This window comes from Terrabacter sp. Soil811, assembly GCF_001429655.1.
Classification (GTDB): Bacteria; Actinomycetota; Actinomycetes; order Actinomycetales; family Dermatophilaceae; genus Terrabacter.
Genome location: NZ_LMSX01000001.1, coordinates 850628 through 865168 on the forward strand (window position 1 = coordinate 850628; position 14541 = coordinate 865168).

Here is a 14541-nt window from a genome sequence, read left to right on the forward strand (position 1 = left end):
CGCGGCGCCCCTCCCCCCGGGTCTGGGTACGTCGAGGGCCGTGCCCTCCCCTCGAGCAGCAGGAGCTGATTGCGTGTCGACCCCTCGGCCGACCTACGACCTCGTCATCGCCGCGAACCGCCTGCCCGTCGACAAGGTCATCACCGACGACGGCGAGGTCGAGTGGCGACGCAGCCCCGGCGGCCTCGTCACCGCGATGGAGTCGGTGATGCGCACGCAGCCCGGCGCCTGGGTCGGCTGGGCCGGAGACGCCGGTGAGGCACCCGAGCCGTTCGACGAGGACGGCATCCACCTGCACCCCGTGCCGCTGTCGACCGACGAGGTCCGGGACTACTACGAGGGCTTCTCCAACGACACCCTGTGGCCGATCTACCACGATGTCATCGTGCCCGCGACCTTCCACCGCGAGTGGTGGTCGAGCTACCAGACGGTCAACCGACGCTTCGCCGAGGCCGTTGCCGAGGTCGCGGCCGAGGGAGCCACCGTGTGGGTGCAGGACTACCAGCTCCAGCTCGTCCCGGCCCTCGTGCGCCAGCTGCGACCCGACGTGCGCATCGGGTGGTTCAACCACATCCCCTTCCCGCCCGTCGAGCTCTTCGCCCAGCTGCCGTGGCGGGCCCAGCTGCTCGAGGGCCTGCTCGGGGCCGACTTCCTCGGCTTCCAGCGCCAGGCCGACGCCCGCAACTTCGTGCGCGCCTGCCGCCAGCTGCTCGGCGCCCAGACCAAGCGCGACCGCGTCACCGTCGAGGGCGCCCACCGCCAGGTCCGGGCGGCGGCCATCCCGATCTCCGTCGACTTCCAGGGACTCGAGGAGCTGGCGAAGCGCCCCGACGTCATGGAGCGCGCCCGCGAGATCCGCGAGAGCCTCGGCAACCCCAAGGTCCTCATGCTCGGCGTCGACCGGCTCGACTACACCAAGGGCATCCGGCACCGGCTCAAGGCCTACGAGGAGCTGCTGAGCGAGCGTCGCATCGGGCCGCCCGACGTCACGCTCGTGCAGGTCGCGACCCCGAGCCGCGAGCGCGTCGACGCCTACCGCAACCTCAAGAACGAGATCGAGCAGACCGTCGGCCGCATCAACGGCGAGCTCGGCAAGATCGGCGCCCCGGCCGTCCACTACCTGCACCACTCCTACCCGCGCGAGGAGATGGCGGCCCTCTTCCAGGCCGCCGACGTCATGCTCGTCACCCCGCTCCGAGACGGCATGAACCTCGTCGCCAAGGAGTACGTCACGTGCCGCCATGACCTCGGGGGCGCCCTCGTGCTGTCGGAGTTCACCGGCGCGTGGCACGAGCTGCACCAGGCCTTCGCGTGCAACCCGCACGACATCGAGGGGCTCAAGCAGACGATCCTGCGCGCCATCAACACCCCGGCCAAGGACAAGCAGCGGATCATGAAGGCGCTGCGCCGCCGCGTGTCCGACCACGACGTCCAGCGCTGGGCGGCTCGCTACCTCGCCGCGCTCGCCGCGGCGCCCGAGATGCCGGGGGCCGAGTCGCGCCCGCGGCCCACACCGCACGCTGAGGAGACACCGCTCATGCCGGCGCCCAGCGAGTCGTCCGGCACGTCGTCCGACAGTTCGGGCAGCGACTCCCGCGACGAATCCCACAGCGCGACGGACGGGACGCGGTCGTGAGCACCGGCGCACCGCCCACCGAGGCCCTCGAGGCCGCGGCCTCCGCGGACGTCCTGCTCGTCGCGACCGACTTCGACGGGGTGCTCGCGCCGTTCGACGCCGACCCGATGCAGGCCTCTCCCGTCGAGGGCACCGTCGAGACGCTCCGGTCGCTCGCGAGCCTGCCCGGCGTGCACGTCGCCGTCGTCTCGGGCCGCGACCTCGGCACGCTGCGTGAGCTCACCGGCATCACCGAGGACGAGCCGATCGTCCTCATCGGCAGCCACGGCGCCGAGTCGTCGAGCCCGGCCGTGCGCGAGGCCATGGAGGCGGCCGCGGTCACCCCCGACGACGAGGTGACGCTCGCCGAGCTGCGCACCGACATCGAGGCCCTCGTCAAGGAGCACCACCCCGAGGCCGGCATCGAGTACAAGTCGGCCGCCGTCGTCGTCCACGTCCGGGGCATCCCGCGCGAGACCGGCGACGCCGCGATCGCCGACGCCCGGCGGGTCGCCCTCGACCACCCCGGTGTCAAGGTGCTCAAGGGCAAGTCGGTGCTCGAGCTGTCGGTCTCCCACGCGGACAAGGGATCCGCGGTCACTGCCCTCGGCCGCCACGTCGGCGCCGTCGCACGCGTCTACCTCGGCGACGACGTCACTGATGAGGACGCGTTCATGCGGATGCGTCGACCCGAGGACATCACGGTCAAGGTCGGCACCGGCTCCACGGCCGCCCGCTATCGCGTCGACGACGAGCAGGCGGTGGCCGCACTGCTGACGCGTCTCGAGCAGCTCAGCTCCGCCGCCCACACCCCGACCTGACCGACGCGACCGGGCCACCCGGCATACGCCCGCCACCGCAACCCCACCCGGGCGGACGTGTGGCGGCCCTCGCCGCTGATCTACCGTCACAACTCCGCCGGGGCGGGGTTCGTCGGGTGGCCGGCGGTCAGGGCAGGTATGCCGTCCGCTGGCGTCGGGTGACGCCCCTCAGTGGCGTCGGACGGCGCCGGTCGACCCGCGGACCACGAGCTCGGGGCGGAAAACGTACTCCGCTCGGGGAGAAGGCTGCCCGGCGATCTCGTCGAGCAGGGCGCGCACGGTCGCAGCACTCATCGCGTTGACGCTCTGGCGAACCGTCGTCAGGGGCGGGTCGGTGAAGGCGATGAGCGTCGAGTCGTCGTAGCCGACGACCGAGAAGTCGCGCGGCACGTTGAGACCGCGCTTGCGAGCCTCGCGGATCGCACCGAGCGCCATGAGGTCCGAGCCGCACACGACGGCCGTGGCGCCGCGGTCGAGGAGGCGGCCGGCCGCGGTCGCGCCGCCCTCGACGCTGAACAGCGAGCGCTCGATGAGGTCGTCGACGTCGGAGCGACCCGTCAGCTCCTGCATCGAGTGGCGGAACCCGGCGATCTTGCGGATGACCGGCACGTAGCGGTCGGGTCCGACCGCGAGGCCGATCTCGCGGTGCCCGAGGCTCACGAGGTGCTCGAGCGCGAGCCCCATCGAGGCGACGTCGTCGTTGCTGATGAAGGGCGCGTCGACCCCCTCGATGTAGCCGTTGACGAGCACGAGCGGCAGGTTGCGGTCACGCAGCGCGACGTAGCGGGCCGAGTCGGTCGTCGTGTCGGCGTGCAGGCCGGAGATGAAGATGATGCCGGCGACGCCGCGCTCGAGGAGCATCTGGACGTAGTCGTCCTCGTGGACTCCCCCGGCGACCTGGGTGCACAGCACCGGGGTGTAGCCGTTCTGCGCGAGGGAGTTCTCGATGATCTGCGCGAACGCGGGGAAGATCGGGTTGGTCAGCTCGGGGACGATGAGCCCCACCAGCCCGGCGCTCTTGCGCCGCAGGCGACTCGGCCGGTCGTAGCCGAGGACGTCGAGCGCCGTCAGCACGGCCTGGCGGGTCGACTCGGCCACCCCGGGCTTGCCGTTGAGCACCCGTGACACGGTGGCCTCCGACACGCTCGCCTGATCGGCGATGTCACGCAGTCTTGCCTTCATCTCACCTCCCCCTTCGTCGCACGTGTCGTGGACCGTCGTCGGTCGGGCGCCACGTCCAGATGCTGACCCCGGGCCCGCTGGCGCTCAGTGTGACAGCACGCTTGCCGACCTTCGGAGCGAGTCCGTATGCCGGTGTGCCGGACTCGATGCCCGCGAGGTGTCGCGGGTCGAGGACGACGGGCTCGTGCGCCGCTCGCGCCACGTGCACGAGGGCCACCTCGTCGAGCGTCTCGCGGAGGTAGACCATGGCATCCCCCTCGGCGTGCACCCAGCGCAGGCCTCCGCGTCGCAACGCGACCGAGCGCTGGCGTGCTTGGATCAGGCCCCGATAGACCGCGAGCACGTCTGCGTCCCAAGCGTTCTCGTCCCACGGCATCGGACGGCGACCGTCCTCGCCGAAGGTTCCCTCCATGCCGATCTCGTCGCCGTAGGTCATCATCGGCATCGACGGGAAGGTCATGAGCAGGCCGACCGCCGTCTCGACGGAGTCGGGGCCGACGAGGGTGCGGATCCGCGGCACGTCGTGGGACCCGACGAGGTTGAAAGAATGGACGAGCGACTGCCAGGCGATCCGTGACGTGAAGTCACGCATCGTCTCGACGACCGCACCGGCTTCGAGGAGCGGCAGCGGCACGGGGGCACCGAGGAAGCGCGGGTCCTTCGGCTCCTCTCGCAGCCACGTCCACGTCGGCTTGCAGAAGCCGGCGTAGTTCATGACGCCGTGCCAGCCGTCGCCGGGCATGTCGGGCGTGTAGTCGTGGAAGTGCTCCCCGACGAGCAGGGCGTCCGGCGCGACCCGGCCCATGACGTCACGCATCTGTCGGGCGACGTCGTGGTTGACGTCGGTGGCACGCCAGCGACCGGTCATGTTCGCGACGTCGACGCGCCATCCGTCGAGCCCGCCCGAGCGGCCCAGCCACTTGCGTACGACCCCCTGGGGGTCCTCGAAGATGCGGTGGCGCAGGGCGGCGTTCAGGTGGTTGAGCTTCGGCAGGGACGGGACGCCGAGCCAGGCGACGTAGGTCCCGTCCTCCCAGATGTAGTAGTCCCGCTCAGGCGTGTTCTTCCCGCCCGGACCGGCCGCCTTGAGGAACCACTCGTGGGCGTTGCCCGTGTGGTTCGTCGTGAAGTCGCCCATCACCTTCATGCCGCGATCGTGGGCTGCCTTGGTGAGCCGGCGCAGGGCAGGGGCCCCACCGAGGAGCGAGTCGATCTGCTCGAACGACGACGCGTCGTAGCGGTGGTTGGAGCGCGCCGGGAAGAAGGGCGTCATGTAGACGACGTCGACGCCGAGCGACTCGAGGTGGTCGAGGTGCTCGGTGATGCCGTCGAGGTCGCCGCCGTAGAGCTGGTGGCCGACGCCCTTCGGGCTGAGGTCGACCGGGTCGGACCAGGCCGCGGCGACGGCCCAGTCGGGCGTCTCGTGCTTGTCGGCACCCTTCGAGCGCGCGAAGCGGTCGGGGAAGATCTGGTAGACGACCGACCCCAGTGCCCACTCGGGCGGCGGGGTGGCGTGCGCCACGAGCCGGAAGTCGCTCGCGTCGGGGACGTCCCGCTCGTGGACGCCGGTCCCGTTGAGCCACGCGTACTTCGTCGGGCCGGCCGTGAGCAGGAAGCGGTAGTTCGTGACCGGGTTGTGGCAGGTCAGGGTGGCACGCCACCAGTCGTCGGCGCCCGTGGTGCGCACCTTGCGCGCCACCGTGAACGTCGCCTCGCCGTCGGGCGAGGTGCGCACGTGGACGGCCTCGACCCCGGCCTCGAGCGGGACGCGCACGAGCACGTCGACGCGGTCGCCGAGGCGGGGCGCCTGGTTGGAGACGTACCGCCCCGACCCGTCGTGGTGCGGCTGGCTCAGCCACGTCAGCTGGCGGGTCGGGGCAGGCGTCACTTCACGGATCCCGTGGTCAGGCCACCGACCAGCTGGCGCTGGAAGGCGAGGTAGAGCAGCATGACGGGGATCGAGCCGAGCAGGGCACCGGCCGTGAACCGCCCGAAGAGGGTGTTCGCGTCGTTGCCGAGCGTCATGCCGTAGAGGCCGACACCGAGCGTCTGGTTGTCGACGTCGGTGAGGAACACGCTCGCCAGCATGAACTCGCCGTAGAGGCCGACGAAGACGAGCATGAAGACCGTCACGAGGATCGGCATGACCAGGCGCAGCGTCATCGTGAAGAAGATGCGAACGTGGCTTGCGCCGTCGACGATCGCCGCCTCGTCGAGCTCGCGCGGCACGGTGTCGAAGTAGCCCTTGAGGAGCCACACGTTGGCCCCGAGCGCCCCACCGAGGTAGGCAAGGGTGAGGCCGGCCACCGTGTTGAGGCCGAGGGCCGGCAGCACGTCACCGATGCCCGCGAAGATGATGTACAGCGCGACGATGGCGAGCAGCGCCGGGAAGAACGTCGTCAGCAGCAGGAACATCATGCCGCCCCGGCGGCCCTTGAACCGCAGGCGCGAGAAGGCGAAGGCCGCGCACGCGCCGATGAAGACCGCGCCCAGCGCCCCCGAGAGCGAGATGATCATCGAGTTCTTGTACCAGGTCCAGAACGGGCGCGAGCTGTCGGTGAAGAGATCGGCGAAGTTCTTCGTCGAGAAGCCCGAGGGCCACAGGCTCGCCGTGTTGAGCGTGCCGCTGGGGTTCGTCGCGGCCGAGTAGATGAAGAGGATCGGGAAGAGCGCCCACATCAGGGCGAGGATGCCCAGGGCGTGGCGCCACCACACCGAGCCGCCGAGACCGCCACGCTTGGGCGAGGCCGGCGTGCTGGCACCGGTCTCCTCCGCGATGCGGGTGTCCATGCGCGGGTCGGCAGGGACGGGAGCGTTGACGGTCGCCATCAGTTGACCTCCTCGAGGGCCTTGGTGCGACGGAAGCCCGGGATGCTCATCAGCGCCACGAGCAGGAAGATGATCACGGACACCGCGGCCGCGAAGCCGTAGTTGGGCGCGCTGCCCGAGAAGGCCAGGCGGTACGCGTACGTGATGAGCAGGTCGCTCGAGCCGATGCTCGTGTCGGCGCCGTTGAACGGGCCACCCTTGGTGAGCAGGTAGATGAGCCCGAAGTTGTTGAAGTTGAACGCGAACGACGCGAGCAGCAGCGGGCCGACGGCCACGAGCAGCAACGGCATGATGATCGAGCGGAGTGTCCGGAAGGCGTTGGCGCCGTCGATGGTCGCCGCCTCACGCACGTCCTGCGGGATCGACTGGAGCGCGCCCGTGCACACGATGAACATGTACGGGAAGCCCAGCCAGAGGTTCGTGATGAGGATTGCGGCACGGGCTCCGCCCGTCGTTCCGAGCCAGTCGACGTCCAGTCCCAGCGTCTGGTTGATGATGCCGTAGTCCTGGTTGAACATGCCCTTCCAGACCAGCGCCGTCACGAAGAACGGCAGGGCGTAGGGAAGGATCAGCAGCGACCGGTAGATGGACTTGCCGCGCAGGCGCGGGTCGTTGAAGAGCAGTGCGATGAGCATGCCCAGCAGGAAGGTCGTGAGCACCGACAGGACTGCGAAGGCGATGTTCCAGATGAAGATGCCGAGGAAGCCGCTGCGGATCGTGCTGTCGGTGAAGATGCGCGAGTAGTTCGCGAGGCCGACGCCCTCCTTCCAACCCTGCGGGAAGGACTGGCTGGGGTCGGCGACGTTGACCCAGCGGGCATCCTTGGGCTCGTACACCGTGGCCGGAGTCGTGGACGTGTCGGTCAGTTTGTCGGCGGCCGGGTCGTAGGTGACCGTGGCCTTGCCCTCGAAGGCCTCGGAGAGACCCACCGGTTTGATGCCACCCCCGTCGCTCGTCGGCACCGCGATGGCCGACAGGTCCTTGCTCCTGGCGTTCGCCTGCTTGGCGGTGAGGACGGTGTAGCCGGGCGCCTTGGTGATCTTGCCGATGGGGGTCTTCTCGACACCGGTCGCGGGTAGCGGCTTGAGACCGGTCTTGTCGCCGACGTACGTGCTGCCGTCGGGCTTGGTGAGGAGCAGGACGAGGTCTGCGGTGGTGGGGTCTCCGCCCTCGGCGGTCGCGACCGACATCTTGTAGCGGGGCGTGTCAGGGACCTCACGCACCGACTGGGCGATGATGTCGGTGACCGACTCCTGCTTGCTGTAGAGGTGTCCGTCGCCGTAGTTCGTCGTCGACAGGCTCGCGGTGTAGATGACCGGCCAGAGCTGGAAGAGGGTCATGAAGATCAGACCCGGGACGAGGTACTTGAGCGGGACCGAACGTCTCGTCGCATAGACCACGAGGATGCCCATCCCCACGAGTCCCGCGATGACGACGGCCGTCGTGTTGCCTGCCTGCGCGAGCTTGGTGGCGATCCACAGGATGCCGGCCAACGTCGCGACGATGAGAACCCACTTGATCGCGAGAGCGATGGGCTTGGTCATGTGACACATCCTTTTGCGCCGACCCGGCGCCGTTGCCGTAGGTGCACGAAGGGGAGCCCTCGCGGAGCTCCCCGATGGCCCGTGCCCGGGCCGGGATCCCGGGGTCCGCCCTCAGGACGGACCCCGGAAACCCTTGTCAGACTAAGGAGCTCAGCCCTTGGCGATGTTCGCCGTGATCTCCTTGGCAGCAGCGTCGAGACGCTCCTTGGCGCCGGCCTTGCCGGCGATGATGTCGGCGGTCGCCTGGCCGAAGGGGCCCCAGACCGAGTTCATCGCGGGGATGTTCGGCATCGGCGAGCCGTCGATGCCGGCCTCGTACCACGCCTTGACGTCGGGGTCGCTCGCGGCGACCTCGGCGTAGGCCTCCTTGAGGGCCGGCGGACGCTTGCCGACCTCGAAGAGGGCCAGCTGGACGTCCTTGCGCGGGATGTAGTTCGTGACGAACTCCTGCGCGAGAGCGGCGTTCTTGGCCTTGCTCGAGACGTAGAACATCTGGACACCGAGGAACGGACGCATGGCGCCGCCACCGGTAAGGCTCGGCAGCGGGGCGATGCCGTAGTTGATGCCGGCTTCCTTCGCCTTGGCGACGCTCCACGGACCGGAGATCATGAACGGCGCGGCCTTCGTGTCGAAGAGCGCGTCCTGGTTCGTGTCGTCGACGTTGGTCGAGAGGACCTTCTTCTTGCCGAGCGCGGCGAGGGCGTCGCCACCCTTGATCGAGTCAGGGGTGTTGACGATGACCTTGTTCGGGTCGTAGTCGCCGTTGGGCTTGATCGCGAAGATGCCGCCCTCGGGGAAGGCCGAGAGGTACGGGTAGGCGAAGTACGCGTTGCCGACCTTGGAGACGAACTGGCTGAGGACCTGCTTGGCCTTGCCCTCCTTGACGAGCTTCTCGCCGGTGGCGACGAGCTCGTCCATGGTCTTGGGCGGGTTCGGGACGAGGTCCTTGTTGTACATGAGGCCGATGTTCTCGACGGCGTAGGGCACGCCGTAGGACTGACCGTTGAACTTCGTCGCCTCGATCGCCTTCGGCAGGAACTTCGCCGCGACGTCGGAGCTGAGGTTGACCGGCGCGACCGTCGAGTTCTGGACGAGCTCGCCGAGCCAGTCGTGGGCGCCGACGATGACGTCGGGGCCCTTGCCGACCTTGGTCGCGTCCTTGAACTGGGCGCGGGTGTCGGTCGAGATCTGGACCTTGACGGTCACACCGTTCTCGGCGGCGAACTGGTCGGCATACTTCTGCACGGCCTTCGAGCGGTCGGCGTCGGTCCAGATGACGAGGTCGACGTTGGCGTCACGGACGGGAGCAGCGGTGCCGCTCGGCGTCTCCGGGACACCGGTGGTCGTCGCCGCCTTGCTCGTGCCGGCGGCGCCGGTGTCGGACGGGGTGGTGGGGCTGGACCCACCGCAGGCGCTGAGGGCCAGGGCGGCAACACCCGTGACGGCAGCAGCGCCGAGCGCACGCTTGTGCATGGATTCTCCTTTGAAGCCAGGTGGCACACGCCGCCACCGGTGCCCCGGAATCTAGCAAGAAGTTGCAGACAGCGGGAACCCGCTTGCTGCAATTTTTTGCAACGTTCTGGACACGACACGAATCCGCAGGTCAGAGGGGTGCAGATGGACCAGGGGTGGCCTTCGGGGCGGGCATGGGTCATGATGACGAGGCCTGCTCACCCGGGCAGGCACACCTTTACAACGGATCGTCCGGCACGTTCCTGCCGGTGAAGGAAGGCAAAGAAGCCATGGCAACAGTGACGTTCGACAACGCGACGAGGCAGTACCCCGGGAACCCGATTCCCTCCGTCGACAAGCTCAACATCGAGATCGCGGACGGGGAGTTCCTCGTCCTGGTCGGCCCCTCCGGGTGTGGCAAGTCCACCTCCCTGCGCATGCTCGCCGGCCTCGAGGAGGTCAACGGCGGACGCATCCTCATCGGTGACCGCGACGTGACGAACCTGTCCCCCAAGGACCGCGACGTCGCGATGGTCTTCCAGAACTACGCGCTCTACCCGCACATGACGGTCGCCGACAACATGGGCTTCGCGCTCAAGATCGCCGGCGTCGACAAGGCGGAGATCCGCAAGCGCGTCGAGGAGGCCGCCAAGATCCTCGACCTGACGCCGTACCTCGACCGCAAGCCGAAGGCCCTCTCCGGTGGCCAGCGCCAGCGCGTCGCGATGGGTCGTGCGATCGTGCGCTCCCCCCAGGTGTTCCTCATGGACGAGCCGCTGTCCAACCTCGACGCCAAGCTCCGCGTCCAGACCCGCACGCAGATCGCCTCGCTCCAGCGCCGCCTCGGCGTCACGACGGTCTACGTCACGCACGACCAGGTCGAGGCCATGACGATGGGTGACCGCGTCGCGGTGCTCAAGGACGGCATCCTCCAGCAGTGCGACAGCCCGCGCCGCATGTACGACCACCCGGCCAACGTCTTCGTCGCCGGCTTCATCGGCTCGCCCGCCATGAACCTCATGGAGGTACCGGTCACCGACGGCGGCGTCGACCTGCACGGCCACACGGTCCCGGTGGCGCGTGAGGACCTCGCCAACGTCGGCAAGAACGTCACGCTCGGTGTCCGTCCCGAGGACCTCGAGCTGTCGTCCGACCAGTCGGGCATCCCCGTCACGGTCGACGTCGTCGAGGAGCTCGGCGCCGACGCCTACATCTACGGCTCCACCGAGCAGAAGCTGCTCGAGGCCACCGGCGAGAACGCCGGCGCCGTGCCGTTCATCGCCCGCGTCGACGGTCGCCGCCCCCCGGAGAAGGGCGACAAGATCTACCTCAAGCCCAAGTCCGGCCACGTGCACGTCTTCAACGCCGAGTCGGGGCTGCGCGTCGGCGACTGAGCCACTCGCGTACCACCACATCACGCCGCTGGGCCGGCACCCTTCCTGGGTGCCGGCCCGGCGCCGTTGTGGCGCAACGCTGGACAACATCCGGCACCGGCACCTCGGCAAGCCCTAGGCTCCGCGTGTGACCAAGTCGACGATCGGGCGGTACTGGCACGTCGCGACGCTCGTCGTCGCGGTCTTCGCGCTCGCCTTCCAGCTCTACCTCGTGGCGACGGGCGACAACATCCTCGACTCGAGCGCGGTGACGACCACCCGGCCCGAGCAGGTGCGGCGCTTCTTCTCCTACTTCACGATCCAGGCGAACTTCCTCGTCGCGGTCTCGACGTTCCTCATCGTGCGCGGACGCATCGAGTCGCAGGTCTTCCGGGTCGTCCGCCTCGCGTCGCTGGTCGGGATCACGGTGACCGGGATCGTCGCGGCCATCGCACTCCCCCCGTCGCCGAACTACACGACGGGCTCTCTCGTCTGCGACCGGCTCCTCCACATCGTCGTGCCGGTCCTCACCTTCGTCGGGTGGGCCGTCTTCGGCCCGCGCGGCAAGGTCACGCGCGAGGACCTGCTGCCCTCGCTCATCTGGCCGGTCCTCTGGCTCGTGGCCACCCTCGCCCTCGGACCGCTGGTCGACTGGTACCCCTACCCCTTCCTCAACGTCGGCTCCATCGGCCTGGGCCGAACCCTGCTCAACTGCGCCCTCATCGCCGCCCTCTTCCTGGCGCTGGCCGCCCTTGCGCTCTGGGCTGATCGACGCCTGTCGCGCGACCGTGCCACGATGAACGCGTGACGCTCGAGATCACCACCGCCAGGCCCGAGTCCGCCCTGCTCGACCTGCCGTGGTCGACACCGCTGGAGGAGTGGCCCGAGAGCCACCTCGCCGCGCTGCCCCGTGGCATCTCGCGACACGTCGTGCGCTTCGTCAAGCTCGGGCCGCGCGTCCTCGCCGTCAAGGAGATCAAGGACGACATCGCCGACCGCGAGTACGCCATGCTGCGCAACCTGCGTCGCCTCGACGTGCCGTCGGTCGAGCCGTTCGGTGTCGTCCACGGTCGCACGACGGCCGACGGGGAGCCTCTCGACGCCTGCCTCATCACGCGCCACCTGCAGTTCTCCCTGCCCTACCGCGCGCTCTACAGCCAGAACCTCCGGCCCGACACGGCAGTGCGTCTCATGGACGCGCTGGCGGTCCTGCTCGTGCGCCTGCACCTCGAAGGCTTCTGGTGGGGCGACGTCTCGCTCTCCAACACGCTCTTCCGTCGTGACGCGGGCGCCTTCGCCGCCTACCTCGTCGACGCCGAGACCGGTGAGCTGCACGCACGGCTGTCCAACGGCCAGCGCGAGCACGACCTCGACATCGCCCGGGTCAACATCGCCGGCGAGCTCATGGACCTCGCGGCCGGGGGCTTCCTCGAGGAGCACGCCGACCCCTTCGAGGTGTCTGCATCGGTCATCGAGCGCTACCACACGCTCTGGGACGCCCTCACCGGCACGGAGCGCTTCGAGGTCGGTGACCGCTGGCGGGTCGACGAGCGCATCCGGCGCCTCAACGAGCTCGGCTTCGACGTCGACGAGCTGTCGATGACGACCGACATCGGCGGCACCGAGATCGTCATCACCCCGAAGGTCGTCGACGCGGGCCACCACTCCCGCCGCCTGTTGCGCCTGACCGGCCTCGACGTCGGCGAGAACCAGGCCCGCCGCCTGCTCAACGACCTCGACGCGTACGCCGCCGCGACCGACCGCCAGGGTGACGACGAGGAGATCGTCGCGCACGACTGGCTCGCCAAGATCTACGAGCCGGTGACGCGTGCCGTGCCTCGAGAGCTGACCGGCCGCCTCGAGCCGGCCGAGATCTTCCACGAGGTGCTCGAGCACCGCTGGTACATGAGCGAGCGCGCCGGGCACGACACCCCCATCGAGGACGCGCTGCGCGACTACGTCGCGACGGTCCTGCCGGCCAAGCCGGAGGAGAAGGCGGTGCTCGGCGTCGACACCGAGGAGATGCCCGTCATCAGCCGCTTCGACTGAGGACGTATGCCGTCCGGCTGGATCGAGGTGGTTCGTCGCCGCCCGGCCCGGCGGGACACCTCAACCCGCCACAGCGTCCTCGTCGGTGCCCATCGCGAGGTCGTCAGCCGGTCCCGAGAGGATCTGGCCGAAGAGGACGACGATCCAGAGCAGGAACGTCACGACGTGGACGGCCGTGCACCACAGGCAGATCGCGTGGATCCGGTAGAGCTCGGCCCACACGAGGTAGAGCGCCATGCCGAGGCCGATCGTGAGCCAGGCGAGGCGGACGGCGTCGAGCCAGGGCTCCGGCCGCCGCCAGACCGACGGGAGGCAGAGGCCCAGGGCGACGACGAAGAAGACGAGGCCGAGCAGCGCGACGGGCACGCCCATGAAGGTGCTCCACGCGCTCGTCGTCACCTTCGCGCAGTCGACGACGCCGCCGATGCTGCAGGCGAGGGTCGCGTTGGCGGTGAAGTGCTCGAACGTCAGGTAGACCGAGACGATCAGCCCGACGACGACGAGGCCGACGGACACCGGGGCGAGCCACCCGGGTCGGACTCGCCCGGCACCGACCGGGATGTCGTCGGCCGTCGTCACGTCGTCACGCTGCGGGCTCACGCCGACGTCACCGCTTGAGCAGCACGGACGCGGCCGCCACGCCCTGGCTCGTGCAGACGTCGGCGGGCTTGCCCTTGGTCTGGTCGCAGATCTGGGCGGTGATCATGTTGATGGCCGGCGTCACGGTCTTGCCGATGTCGGACGTCGGGTCCTGGATGCCGGCGATGATCTGGTCGTAGGTCTTGCCCTCGAAGGCGTTGGCGTCGACCGTCGCGCCGTCGGTGGCGTGGGTGCCGCCGTAGGTGATCCACGGGATGCCGCCACCGGGGTTGAACTTCTGGAAGAGCGCGAGGTTCTCGCCGTCCAGGGTCTGCAGCGGCTGCTTGTTGCGATCCTGGGTCTCGACGGCCTCGAACGCGACGACGTCGCTGGTGTACTTCGCGTCCTTGAAGGAGAACGTCGGGGTGTTCGGGTGGACGTCGTCGCTCGAGCTCGTCGTCTCGGTGACACCGGTGAACGTGCCGAAACGGGACAGCGCCCCGATGAGCGCCCAGCGCTCCATCGCGCAGAACGGGCAGTACTCGGCGCCGATGTAGAGCACCTTCGGCTTGCCGTCCTGGGTCAGCGCCGTGCCGCCCTGGAGCTTGGCGGGGGCCTGCTCCGGCGTCGGCGCCGGAGCCTGGTCGAAGAGGGAGGCGGGCAGCTTCTCGAGGGTGGCGAGCGCGGCCGCCCCGCCGCTGGCCGCGGGGGCATCCTTGGGCCGGTTGGAGATGACGATCCCCAGGACGACGGCGATCACGATGACGACCACCGCGACCGACGCGGCAATGACCTGCGTGCGCTGACGGTCCTTGCGGGCGGCCTCGGCGCGCAGCTGCGCTGCCCTGGCGGCCGTCTCGGCACGGTTGCTCTTCGCCACGAATCTTGTCCTTCGGTCGGTCCCGCTGCGGTGCCGCAGCGCTCGGTTGCGCGCCCTCAGCGGCACGTCACGGCGTACTACAGGGCGTAGTGGAGGTCGACAGCACTCTATCGAGCACCACCTGACCAGCGTCGGGCGGGCCGTCGGAGTTCCCTGAGCGTATGCCGGACGGTCGCCAGTGGCCGGATCGTGACCTGGGCCGCTGACCCCGCCGGCC

12 protein-coding genes are annotated in these 14541 nt (G+C 69.3%); 5 read left to right on the forward strand and 7 right to left on the reverse strand.

Annotated elements, in window-relative coordinates; all coding sequences use genetic code 11:
• The first annotated feature begins 73 nt into the window (after nt 1-73).
• Complete coding sequence (locus ASH01_RS03940; protein ID WP_056771572.1) at nt 74-1636, forward strand: alpha,alpha-trehalose-phosphate synthase (UDP-forming); 1563 nt, start codon at nt 74-76, stop codon at nt 1634-1636.
• Nucleotides 1633-2436 carry a trehalose-phosphatase gene (gene otsB / locus ASH01_RS03945; protein ID WP_056771575.1) on the forward strand — a complete coding sequence of 268 codons (804 nt, stop codon included), beginning with the start codon at nt 1633-1635 and terminating at the stop codon, nt 2434-2436. The genes ASH01_RS03940 and otsB overlap by 4 nt, the downstream gene beginning before the upstream one ends.
• A gap of 168 nt (nt 2437-2604) precedes the next feature.
• Here the strand turns inward: otsB and ASH01_RS03950 are convergent, their stop codons facing one another.
• The 5 genes from ASH01_RS03950 to ASH01_RS03970 form a co-directional block, all read right to left on the reverse strand.
• Nucleotides 2605-3618, reverse strand: coding sequence for a LacI family DNA-binding transcriptional regulator (locus tag ASH01_RS03950; RefSeq protein ID WP_020145689.1), 1014 nt, complete (start codon nt 3616-3618; stop codon nt 2605-2607).
• 1 nt (nt 3619) lies between these two features.
• Nucleotides 3620-5506: a glycoside hydrolase family 13 protein gene (locus tag ASH01_RS03955; protein ID WP_082619376.1), complete on the reverse strand. Its 1887-nt coding sequence runs from the start codon at nt 5504-5506 to the stop codon at nt 3620-3622.
• Nucleotides 5503-6447, reverse strand: coding sequence for a sugar ABC transporter permease (locus ASH01_RS03960; RefSeq protein ID WP_056771578.1), 945 nt, complete (start codon nt 6445-6447; stop codon nt 5503-5505). The genes ASH01_RS03955 and ASH01_RS03960 overlap by 4 nt, the downstream gene beginning before the upstream one ends.
• Nucleotides 6447-7991, reverse strand: coding sequence for an ABC transporter permease subunit (locus ASH01_RS03965; RefSeq protein WP_056771581.1), 1545 nt, complete (start codon nt 7989-7991; stop codon nt 6447-6449). The genes ASH01_RS03960 and ASH01_RS03965 overlap by 1 nt, the downstream gene beginning before the upstream one ends.
• Before the next feature lie 150 nt (nt 7992-8141).
• The gene (locus tag ASH01_RS03970; RefSeq protein ID WP_056771585.1) at nt 8142-9464 is read right to left on the reverse strand and encodes a sugar ABC transporter substrate-binding protein; all 1323 of its coding nucleotides are present in this window, start codon (nt 9462-9464) and stop codon (nt 8142-8144) included.
• Nucleotides 9465-9733: 269 nt separating this feature from the next.
• Here ASH01_RS03970 and ASH01_RS03975 point away from each other — a divergent pair, with 269 nt between their 5' ends.
• The 3 genes from ASH01_RS03975 (at nt 9734) to ASH01_RS03985 (ending at nt 12865) form a co-directional block, all read left to right on the forward strand.
• The gene (locus tag ASH01_RS03975) at nt 9734-10837 is read left to right on the forward strand and encodes an ABC transporter ATP-binding protein (RefSeq protein WP_028785824.1); all 1104 of its coding nucleotides are present in this window, start codon (nt 9734-9736) and stop codon (nt 10835-10837) included.
• Nucleotides 10838-10964: 127 nt separating this feature from the next.
• Entirely contained in the window at nt 10965-11624 is a 660-nt protein-coding gene (locus tag ASH01_RS03980; RefSeq protein ID WP_056771587.1) for a Pr6Pr family membrane protein, read from the forward strand.
• A complete protein-coding gene (locus ASH01_RS03985; RefSeq protein ID WP_056771589.1) occupies nt 11621-12865 on the forward strand; it encodes a DUF4032 domain-containing protein in 1245 nt (414 codons plus the stop codon). The genes ASH01_RS03980 and ASH01_RS03985 overlap by 4 nt, the downstream gene beginning before the upstream one ends.
• Nucleotides 12866-12925: 60 nt before the next feature.
• Here the strand turns inward: ASH01_RS03985 and ASH01_RS03990 are convergent, their stop codons facing one another.
• Nucleotides 12926-13444, reverse strand: a complete 519-nt coding sequence (locus ASH01_RS03990) for a vitamin K epoxide reductase family protein (RefSeq protein ID WP_235509518.1) — start codon at nt 13442-13444, stop codon at nt 12926-12928.
• A gap of 28 nt (nt 13445-13472) precedes the next feature.
• Nucleotides 13473-14324, reverse strand: a complete 852-nt coding sequence (locus ASH01_RS03995; RefSeq protein WP_056771595.1) for a DUF929 family protein — start codon at nt 14322-14324, stop codon at nt 13473-13475.
• Nucleotides 14325-14541: the final 217 nt, after the last annotated feature.

What these genes read in the sequence shown, in the direction of transcription:
- ASH01_RS03950 (WP_020145689.1), bottom strand. Translation starts at nt 3,618, where the DNA reads ATGAAGGCAAGACTGCGTGACATCGCCGATCAGGCGAGCGTGTCGGAG.
- ASH01_RS03960 (WP_056771578.1), bottom strand. Translation starts at nt 6,447, where the DNA reads ATGGCGACCGTCAACGCTCCCGTCCCTGCCGACCCGCGCATGGACACC.
- ASH01_RS03965 (WP_056771581.1), bottom strand. Translation starts at nt 7,991, where the DNA reads ATGACCAAGCCCATCGCTCTCGCGATCAAGTGGGTTCTCATCGTCGCG.
- ASH01_RS03970 (WP_056771585.1), bottom strand. Translation starts at nt 9,464, where the DNA reads ATGCACAAGCGTGCGCTCGGCGCTGCTGCCGTCACGGGTGTTGCCGCC.
- ASH01_RS03975 (WP_028785824.1), top strand. Translation starts at nt 9,734, where the DNA reads ATGGCAACAGTGACGTTCGACAACGCGACGAGGCAGTACCCCGGGAAC.